Here is a 9,053-nt window from a genome sequence, read left to right as displayed (position 1 = left end):
CTGATCAAATCTTTGGGGCTACCGCCCCCCAAGTGTTGCTATTTTGTTTGCCCTGCACGGTGATCTGAATGACCTCACTAGCTGGTGCGGCGATTTCATTCATTTTCCAGCCAGACAGCGATAGGATAGATGTTGATGTACGGCCGTTCGGTAGCTCTACGTAGAACTGAACGGTTTCGCGATTATCTGCCGCAGTCAGGAACGCCGCAAAATCTGCATTGGATGGGTCGTCAATAAATCCAATAGATTTCTCAGCCCCCTCAGGTAAGTCGGAAATAAACTGTTTGGTTTTATCGAGCAGCGTAGTGCAATCAACAAAGCTACCTGATTGTCCCATCTCTCCAACCGCCTTACAGTTAACCAGCGCTTTCATCGCAGTTGATGCCGTTCCGACCGCGCCCCATTTCACAATAGTACCCGCAGGCAGCATGGCGTACTCTGGCGAAGTTTTATCAGTCATAATTTTTTATCTCTTAATGATTGTGGTAGCGGGCGCTACCGATTCTCTATGCCTGAGCGGATTTCTACCGCCAGGATGCGTAACACTTGGATTTTGTTGTAATCCAGTGCTGGACGTATAAAAGGGTCAGCAACCTGCTTCACTGTGCCAAATTCCTGCGCCAGCGCCTTCATCTGGTGTGCCTTGCTTGGACCGGCACGCAGTGTTACCTGCGCACGGCCTCGGGTTGTCGAGCGGATAGTAATGCTATCTCGCATGTGTGGACCGGAGGCGGTATCGTCATAGCCTGCATGTTGCTGCATGTCTTCCAGTACCGGCACCAAGGCTGCGCGGCCAGCATCACGTAATATTTTGGTGGAAACATCACGCCCCAACGCTTCCAACTGACGCGCCAATTCATCCATACCTGTGATGTTAATTCCTATCATACAGCGTCCTCCGGATAGCAGATGATATAATCGCGGACCAGTCTGTACTGGATACTGTTGTTGGTCAGTGTGGTTGCTCCTTGCAACATCGTGCCACGTGTCACCGTTTGAACCGGCCAGCGGCCAATATGTCCGTGCTGAATACCTTCCCAATTTGTACAGATAGCCTTGTCAAGCTCAATCAGGCGGGCGTAATCGTCGAGCACGTACAGCGAAATCTGAAAGCGGCCCAGCACCAGCGCGGTGCTGGCCAGCCCGGTATCAAATTTAGGGTCAGTAATTTTCTGATAAGTCACCCCTTCCTGTTCTAGGTCGGGCAGCAAGAGCGGATAGGCTGGCAGACTGGTTAACGCCTCCAACGCTGCTTTGATTTCATACTCGATCATGACGGGTGTCGGCCTCCGCTGTAATCAATAACCTATCACGCTTAGTACGGTCTGTTGCCCGCACCGTGTACACCTTCCCATCAAAAACAACCTGCCAATCAACACCAACGTCTGTTCGGGGCCTTAGGGTAAAAAGTTGAGTTTCGACCACCGCACCCTGATCGGTTGTACGAATTTTTCGGTTTGAGATGGGTTCAACTTTGGCCCAGACATAAATAACATCTTCCGAAGTTTTAATTTCCGAACCGGCTCGCTCATCACGAACAGTAAACACGCGGCGCAATAAGATTCGCCGATCTAACTCTCCACTTGATATTGATTCCATAAGCCCCCTATAGAGGAATAAATCGATAGGGCTCAAGGAGTGAGGTAAAACCTACGGGTAATGATTTAGCCTCGCGGTTCTGGTACCAAAAACCTACAGCCAACATAATTGCTAACTTGATATCGTCGCTAATCACCAGACCTTCACTAATGTTCTCCGGAGCAACTTCATCAAATAACGTTCTATTAATGAAATTTTCAGCACGTTTCCTCGCTGCCAAGGAATATGTATTTAATAGATCATCTTCCTCTGCCCCATCAATCCGACACTGAAGCCGTAGCTCTTCTATTGTGGGTACCATTTTCACTCCTGATACCTACAACCTGTTGCCAGATTGCAGGTATAAAAAAACCGCCGAAGCGGGTACGGGAAATACGAAAATAATGATTATTTCCCAGTTAACGCCTTGATCGCCGACGCATCTTCCAGCACACAATCGAAACGATGAAAAGCCAGGAACGCGGTCTGATCGTACTCGGCAAAGCGCTCAACCAGGCGTTTCAGCGTCATATAGGTAATACGGCGCAGAATGAAGCGGTCGAAGTCGCCGCAGTAAACAAACTTTTTGCCCGTTGCCATGCTGTCGATCGCCTGATCGATAACATACTGCATACCCAGCACCGACGCAGGCGCAACGCCGACAATATCCGGCAACCACAGCGGGCGTTTATTGCCGTCCACCAGCTCCGTGAGCGTTTTCAGCGTGGAATCGTTGAACGCCAGGCGGAATTTAGGCCCGTTGCGGTAGGCGGGATCGATGCTGTGCTTCAGGGTGTTAATGTCCGTCCAGTCGAGCGTTAGCGCCTTGGCCGCCACGGTACCGGTTACCGATACCTCAAGCCCCTTGGGCTGCACTGGTGAGCCTGCGCCGGTACCTTTAACGATGTATTTTGCTTCACCGCGCCCGATACGTTGGGCGATGCGACCAGCCAGATACGCTTCGATATCAACCCCGCTATCCTGCAGCAGTTCGTTAGAAACGCGGATGATTTTGGAGCTGAGTTTTTTCGCGCCAAGGATCGCAGTACCGAATTCCACATCTTGCTCGGATGCCGCGGTGTTTTCTCCCAGCAGCTCCCCTTCTTCCGCCGTGCCGTCAGACGTTGACCATGTGATGTCCTGCCCGTTTGATGAGTTCAGGATTTGCGCCACGCTAGCAATACCGCCGTAAGCTTTCATTGCCTCAACGATTTTAGCCAGCATCTGTGTAGGAACGGTGTAACCACCCTTTTCATCTGGCGCAGTACCTTGCGCTCGGAGTTCACGCACGGCGGCGCGCTCTTCAGCACTCAGCTCAGCAAAACCCTGGCGCAAAAACTTATCGAACGCAGCGGCGCGGACTTCCTGCTGTTTGTGCTCTGGGTTGTCTTTGTTCAACTGCTGGCGCTGTTCATTCTGGTTATCATCAACAAAGGTCTGATCCAGTGCGCGCAATTCCTCCTCTCGGGTTATTTGCTCATCGATCTTGGTCAGTTCATCCTTGGCCTTGTTCCATTCGGTACGCTGTTCCTCCGTCCAGGCGGTATCCCCGATCTTGTCGTTGAGCGCGCGCATATCGGTGGCGATGGTGTTACGTTTTTGCTTCAGTTCGTGCAATTTGATAATAGGCATGGTCTTTCCTTACGCGTTTAATAAAGTCAGCAGACGCTCACGCGCCATTCGTTGGTTTACGGCATTAGCGAGCGCGCAACTGTCTCGCGCTTCCTGCCAGGCTTTCATGGATCGGACGGCTGAATCAGCTTCCTGATAGGCGGGATAGGTCACAGGGCTTACGTCGAACAGGCGCGAAATTTTGGTAATCTCACGGATCACTACTCCCTGTTCATCCTGATACCAGTCTTCGCCATCGCGGGCGACACGGAAGGAAAAAGAGGACTGATTGATGTCACCGCGCTGCATTGGACTGATCACCAGATCGCGAATAGTTTGGGTTTCCGGTGCCACAATATTGTATTGCAGTCCACGAGTATCCACAGACAACGACAAAGTACCCGCAGAACTACGACCCAAGATAAAGTTGGGATCGTGGTTGAACAAACCCCGAACGTCGTTCGTCAGCACATCATCAAAAGCACCAGGCTTGATAATTTCGCGAAAGCCCCAGATCACTTCTGAGCGGCTATCGAATACCGAGCCGTAGCCGATAATGTGCGTTGGCTGGTTTTCTTCCTGCTGGGCACGCACCTCACCACCGTAACAGCGTGTTTCTCTGTCACTCATCGAGTTTTTCCTCTTTTGTTATGTCCGTAATATCTTTCGCTGGATTGGCCGCATTGACGCTGACCAGCATTTCATCCAGGCCGTCAACCGGGTTCATATCCTCGAATGCGCGGGCCTCGTTTCGACTCATCCACCCATCAGTGATCGCGAAATGGTAGAACTGAGCGCGCTCTTGTGGCGTACCACGCAGCAACCCTGTCAGGTTAAATCGAACGTAATATCCGGCATTGCGCTCGGCAGCAGTGAATAAGCGGCGGTTAAGTTCCTGCTCCCAGTTCACAATCCACGGCATGACAGTGTGACGAACAAATTGAATGGATTGCTGTGTGATATTAGAGAACGTCGCTTTCTCTAAGTCGTTGATCATGTGTGCCGGAATATTGAAGATCCCAGCAATCTGTGAGCGATTGAGCTTCATCAGGTCGATTAACTGTGCATCAACAGGTGAAACCGTCAGCGCCTTATAATCCAGATCGGCTGGCAGCAGCATGGTTTTGTTTTCCTGGCTACGCAGTGCCAGCGTGGCCTTTTGCCACATTTCTTTTAGCCGCCCCCACGACTCAGCATTCAGTGCGGTTTTGACAGATACGATCCCCGCAGGCCGCGCATTGCCTCCGAAAAAGTTACTGGTGTACTGCTGTCCACTCATCCCCATCCCGATCGTTTCTGCATGCTGCAAGATGGGGCTAAGCCCCATTTTTTGGTTATTACCCAGCGCCCGGATGTGGATCATGTCGTGGGGATTAATGGCAAAGCTGCCCTCTTCGTTGTATACCCCGTAAGTGTACCGGCCACCGGTGTTGATCAATGTGGTTTGCCATGGCATGCAGGCCTCCAACGCGGTAACCTCACCCCGCCGAGAGCGAACGATCTTCGTGTACCCATTTCCCCAACCTAAAACATGGCGCTCTTTCAGTTCCCGCCACTTGTAACTTGTCTGCCACTCGTTTGGTTCGTCATGTACTAGATAAAAGAGGGGGTGATCCCGGCCCTGCACCACCTTTTCTCCGGTTTTACGCATTACATGTACCGGCATCTGCGCCAGCGTAGAAGACAGTACATAGATACAGGCGTATACCGCCGACAATTTCATAGAGGTCTCAGGGCTGACAAAAACGTCCCCAGACCGAAACCCCAGATCAAGGCTATCTCCAGTGATCGGGGTGGATGGATTTTCCAGCGATTCGCTACGAAAAAGGGCATCAAATAGCACGTTTATTCCTCCTGGCCGCTACCAGCGCAAACGCAAGCATTGAACCGCCACCAGCCATTAGTGCGATCGCGGTGCCGTATTGCAGGTAAAGCCCTGCGACGAGCAAGCCGAAACCGGCCAACCCGCAAAGGTCGATAGTGAGTGATTTCATAGCGTCAGTAGTTCTTCGTTTGGATCGAGAGTGGAAAGGAAATCGCCCTCACCACCACCATTAACAAGTAGTCGGCTTATGCCCGTGAAAAGTGCTGATGGGCCATCTATTTTGTTTTCTGGGGTAGATTTGTTCGGGAATATATTTTCGTTTTTGTCCGGTTTTACGGTGACGTTGCTCATCATCCATGTCATGACCGGATTGCCATCGTGATGGAGACGTCGCGCATAAACTTTTGCTTCGGTTTCCTTCATGGCTTCTGATAGGTTTTTAACTGTCTGGGGAACCTCAACAATCGGCACTCCTTCGGCAGCGATACCAAGAGAGAACTGGGTAGCACTCCATGGGTCATAAGCGAATTCATTCAGCGACTCGCCTTTGGCCCAGATAAGCACCTCTTCTTTAATCAGGGCATGATCAACAACGTCACCCTCTGTGAACTCAAGAAAACCAGCTTCATGCCATTTTTTATACAACTCGGCCTGCTGCTTAGAGCATGCTTCGAGCCGTCCTTCAGGTATCCAGAATCTGGACTTAATATAGATATCGCCATCAGTTGCCAACCAGACTTTTACCGCGGCGGAAATGTCGATTTTGTTCGATAAGTCAATCCCTAGCCACATCGGCCATGAGGCAGTAAGTGAAGATTCCCACTTGTCCCGACACAACTCCCAACGAGCCATATCCATCCAGGCATTTTCACCTTGCACCCAAATATTGAGATGTTTGGTAAAGAAGTTAACGCGGGCCGTTACCTGCTCTTTTGCCTTTTTGGCCAGGCGGCGCATATCATCCCAGCGCTTGCAGATACCAAGCCCAGGATTGGCTTTGGGCCAATTAGCTTCATCAAAGGGATCATCACCATCATCCAGCGTATAGATCATCGCGAAATAGGTGTCATCCTTTACGGCCATTGGGTCAGGGTTGCTAAAGTTATTAAGAACTTTAATCGCGTAATCACGCTGCTCGTAACAAATGCCTTCTTTATTAAACCCAGCCGTCGTTATAGCGAAAATTAACGATTGCAGGCGCGCACCGGTCGCTGTTTCCAAAACATCCCACACGTCACGAGTTTTGTGCGCGTGTAATTCGTCAACAATACCGCAGTGAATATTCTTTCCGTCCAGGTTGTTGGCATCACTGGCTAATGGTTCAAACTTCGAACCAGTTCGCTCCTGATGAATATTCAGCTTATTGGTACCGAACAAGCGGCCCAGTGTCTTCGAGGCCAGCTTTATCATCTGCTTGGCATCGTCAAAAACGATACGCGCCTGGTCACGAGCAGTAGCGGCAGAGTAAACCTCGGCCCCACCCTCACCGTCAGCGCCGGTCATGTAAAGACCGATGCCTGAAGAGAGGGTTGATTTTGCATTTTTACGTGCCACCTCGTCATAGGCTGTACGGAATCGGCGAACCATTACCGCATCACCGTCATCATCAAAAACCTGCTCGCCAGTCATCTCATCAATAAGAGGGATCACGAAACCAAACAGGTTGATCAGGATGAAAACATGCCAATCCATCAGGGTAAGTGGCTTGCCGGTTAAATGACCTTTTACGTGTGGAATGAAATTATAAAAATCGAGTATGTGCTGGGCGCGACTTTCACTGAAATAGACGCCGCGCTCAGGCCCGTGCTCTAAATCATGTTGAAATCGCAGGCACGCCAGGCGCACCAGTTCGCCAGCAACAATCTCGCCAGATATCACGCGCTCGGCGTAACGAATACCTTCGGAAACAGTTGACATTCATCATTTGCGCTTTTTAAGAAATTCTTCCAGTGGGTCAACTTCTGATGAGCCAGAGGCTCCAACCTTTGAGCGGCTGGCCGGGGACATTCCAAATTCAGCCATCATTTTTGCAACACGATTGGCGGCTTTATCCATCATGGCCACCTGTGGATGTGCGCGAATGATCATGTCACCTGTACTGGTTGTTGTTTTATATGAATCTCCCTCTTGATCGATAACATCCCTGTGCTTCCGCCATTCCACATATGCCCCAACCAACAATTCTAAGGCCATGCCGTCAAGAATAGTGATCACGCCAATCTCATCAAGTTGATCTCCCAGACGCTTAAACCAGTATTTCTCCTGTTTGTTAAAATGCTTGGGAGTTGGGGGTGCCCCTGAAGAGGGTTTTGGCTCATCTTTATTGATCGGCCTTTTTGATGGGTTCCCCTTCACCAATCGTAGGTGTGTCGGGGTTCTCGGTGGTCCTGACATAATCGAAAACTCCTATTAATTACCGCGTGGGGGTACCCTAAGAAAAGTTCTGTAACCTGCGGCGGTGTGAGAAAAGGTAATGCGGCGGTACTTAGGGTCCAGGGTAGTAGGGATTTGATCCCCCCCCGCTGATGATAATTATTCTCACTTGATGTAAAATGATTCAAAATGCAATCAATGTTATCAATGAATGAAAATAATTATCATTTGTTTGGCTTGCGCTGATTATCCAGATCGATACGTACGGGACTCTCTACCATTTCATTGGTAAGACGGAAGGTTGCAGCAATACAGGCAACTTCACCTGGTGCAGAGGCAATCGTTGTCTCGACCTGTTGCTCAAGCAACGCGCCATCTACAGTCAGTCCGTACCCGAAGAACAGACCACCCCTATAAAGGTGGGCAAACTGAACGGGCTTAGTCTTCATCTCATTCTCTCCGTTGCTGTCTTGCTGCGATGGCAAGGCCAGCACAGGCCTTCGAGGTTCGAATCATCATCGGTACCCCCATGTGCCTTGGGTTCGATGTGATCGACGGTTGTGGCCGGTACCGCTCTACCGTTCCTTAGGCATTCCTGGCAGATGTGGTTATCACGCTTGAGGATGCGGGCGCGGCGAATAGTCCAGTCGTTACCATAGCCGCGCTGGTGTCTGCTCTTACCCTGCTGGTGACTCTCCCAGCCAGTGTTCTGATGGTCAGCGCAGTAGCCTGATCGGTTTGTTGTCGTCTTGCGGCATCCATGCTTGCGGCATGCACGCGGTATTCTTGCTGGCATACCACCCCCATCAAAATGATTAGTTCAGTTGCAACACGCCATGTTCTGCAGATTCGGAATAAGCGATCAAACCGCCATATTCCGGTACATGGGTTCCGTCTTCTGCTTCAAATGCCGGAACGATCCCCACAGTGATGGTGTAAATCGGTTGCCCCTCTTTCTCAGCGAACGCCGCTAGAGCCCTAATCTGTTCATTGCTCAATACAACCTTGCCCATTACATTCTCCCGGCGGCGATCCGCCACTGATTTAGCGTGGCGACTTGCCCCGCACATATTGATAGAGCTGTTTGCAGTCGCAGCGTATAGCTCACCACATCGCCCCACGTTTCACCCTGCATTACCGGCTGCTCACAAAGGGTAAAAACCGATTCAGGGGGCAACAGAATCACTTGCTGCGGTACTACTGGTGCTCGGGCGCAAGAGCTCAACAACATCACCAGGCATAGACTGCCCAGCGCAGGCATCGTCTTTGATCGCATCGCGTAATTTCCTTTGTGCTGTATCTGCCTGCTGGCGTAACTGTTGCTCCTTGGCTTGCTGTGCTGCCATCAACGCTCGGTTCTGTACATCCTGAGTTTGTAGCGTTGCGATAAGCTCGGTCTGTTGTGCTAGCGTCTTTTGCTGTTGGGCTTCTCGCTGTTGAGCGGCATCCAAACGTTGCGAAAGTAGTGAGCTATAAGCACCAAGGCAGATAGCAACAAGGATCGCACCAATCATGCTGTAACGTGTGATCCTCGTCATGATGCACGCCGGTCTAAAATGATACCCACATAGCCGGCACCCCAGCGTGTATAAAACCACATACGACGCCCAGTAGATGGCCAGTGCATATCTATACGAACAACGCGGAATGAAAATAAACGCCACCA

At 50.7% G+C, this 9,053-nt stretch carries 16 protein-coding genes; all 16 read right to left on the bottom strand.

From position 1 onward, the window contains the following. Positions 1-4 precede the first annotated feature (4 nt). A complete protein-coding gene (locus AC3ISQ_RS05930; protein WP_489351418.1) occupies positions 5-460 on the bottom strand; it encodes a phage tail protein in 456 nt (151 codons plus the stop codon). A 35-nt stretch (positions 461-495) separates the two neighbouring features. Beyond that, positions 496-888 carry an HK97-gp10 family putative phage morphogenesis protein gene (locus tag AC3ISQ_RS05925; protein ID WP_489351416.1) on the bottom strand — a complete coding sequence of 131 codons (393 nt, stop codon included), beginning with the start codon at positions 886-888 and terminating at the stop codon, positions 496-498. Next, positions 885-1,274: a hypothetical protein gene (locus AC3ISQ_RS05920; protein ID WP_489351414.1), complete on the bottom strand. Its 390-nt coding sequence runs from the start codon at positions 1,272-1,274 to the stop codon at positions 885-887. Before AC3ISQ_RS05920 ends, AC3ISQ_RS05925 begins: the two co-directional genes overlap by 4 nt. Continuing rightward, positions 1,261-1,599: a phage head closure protein gene (locus tag AC3ISQ_RS05915; protein WP_489351412.1), complete on the bottom strand. Its 339-nt coding sequence runs from the start codon at positions 1,597-1,599 to the stop codon at positions 1,261-1,263. The genes AC3ISQ_RS05920 and AC3ISQ_RS05915 overlap by 14 nt, the downstream gene beginning before the upstream one ends. Before the next feature lie 7 nt (positions 1,600-1,606). Further along, positions 1,607-1,900, bottom strand: coding sequence for a head-tail connector protein (locus tag AC3ISQ_RS05910; protein ID WP_489351411.1), 294 nt, complete (start codon positions 1,898-1,900; stop codon positions 1,607-1,609). An 86-nt stretch (positions 1,901-1,986) separates the two neighbouring features. Beyond that, on the bottom strand, positions 1,987-3,201 hold the full coding sequence (locus AC3ISQ_RS05905; protein ID WP_489353145.1) for a phage major capsid protein: 1,215 nt from the start codon (positions 3,199-3,201) through the stop codon (positions 1,987-1,989). Positions 3,202-3,219: 18 nt separating this feature from the next. Beyond that, on the bottom strand, positions 3,220-3,819 hold the full coding sequence (locus AC3ISQ_RS05900) for an HK97 family phage prohead protease (RefSeq protein WP_489351409.1): 600 nt from the start codon (positions 3,817-3,819) through the stop codon (positions 3,220-3,222). Beyond that, positions 3,812-5,032 (bottom strand): phage portal protein, encoded by a 1,221-nt coding sequence (locus AC3ISQ_RS05895; RefSeq protein WP_489351407.1) that lies wholly within the window; start codon positions 5,030-5,032, stop codon positions 3,812-3,814. The genes AC3ISQ_RS05900 and AC3ISQ_RS05895 overlap by 8 nt, the downstream gene beginning before the upstream one ends. Continuing rightward, on the bottom strand, positions 5,022-5,183 hold the full coding sequence (locus AC3ISQ_RS05890; protein ID WP_489351405.1) for a hypothetical protein: 162 nt from the start codon (positions 5,181-5,183) through the stop codon (positions 5,022-5,024). Before AC3ISQ_RS05890 ends, AC3ISQ_RS05895 begins: the two co-directional genes overlap by 11 nt. Next, positions 5,180-6,931, bottom strand: a complete 1,752-nt coding sequence (locus tag AC3ISQ_RS05885) for a terminase large subunit (protein ID WP_489351403.1) — start codon at positions 6,929-6,931, stop codon at positions 5,180-5,182. The genes AC3ISQ_RS05890 and AC3ISQ_RS05885 overlap by 4 nt, the downstream gene beginning before the upstream one ends. A gap of 3 nt (positions 6,932-6,934) precedes the next feature. Beyond that, entirely contained in the window at positions 6,935-7,408 is a 474-nt protein-coding gene (locus tag AC3ISQ_RS05880; protein ID WP_489351401.1) for a phage terminase small subunit P27 family, read from the bottom strand. A gap of 203 nt (positions 7,409-7,611) precedes the next feature. Next, the gene (locus AC3ISQ_RS05875) at positions 7,612-7,836 is read right to left on the bottom strand and encodes a hypothetical protein (RefSeq protein ID WP_489351399.1); all 225 of its coding nucleotides are present in this window, start codon (positions 7,834-7,836) and stop codon (positions 7,612-7,614) included. Continuing rightward, complete coding sequence (locus AC3ISQ_RS05870) at positions 7,833-8,183, bottom strand: HNH endonuclease (RefSeq protein WP_489351397.1); 351 nt, start codon at positions 8,181-8,183, stop codon at positions 7,833-7,835. The genes AC3ISQ_RS05875 and AC3ISQ_RS05870 overlap by 4 nt, the downstream gene beginning before the upstream one ends. 19 nt (positions 8,184-8,202) lie before the next feature. After that, on the bottom strand, positions 8,203-8,400 hold the full coding sequence (locus AC3ISQ_RS05865; RefSeq protein ID WP_489351395.1) for a hypothetical protein: 198 nt from the start codon (positions 8,398-8,400) through the stop codon (positions 8,203-8,205). Further along, positions 8,400-8,618: an Rz1-like lysis system protein LysC gene (gene lysC, locus AC3ISQ_RS05860; RefSeq protein WP_489351393.1), complete on the bottom strand. Its 219-nt coding sequence runs from the start codon at positions 8,616-8,618 to the stop codon at positions 8,400-8,402. The genes AC3ISQ_RS05865 and lysC overlap by 1 nt, the downstream gene beginning before the upstream one ends. Next, positions 8,554-8,925 (bottom strand): DUF2570 family protein, encoded by a 372-nt coding sequence (locus tag AC3ISQ_RS05855; RefSeq protein ID WP_489351391.1) that lies wholly within the window; start codon positions 8,923-8,925, stop codon positions 8,554-8,556. The genes lysC and AC3ISQ_RS05855 overlap by 65 nt, the downstream gene beginning before the upstream one ends. Positions 8,926-9,053 lie beyond the last annotated feature (128 nt).

It is taken from the genome of Serratia sp. KH_031 (assembly GCF_057839655.1).
Note: the sequence above shows the minus strand (reverse complement) of the source record. Positions and strands in the feature narration are given on the sequence as shown.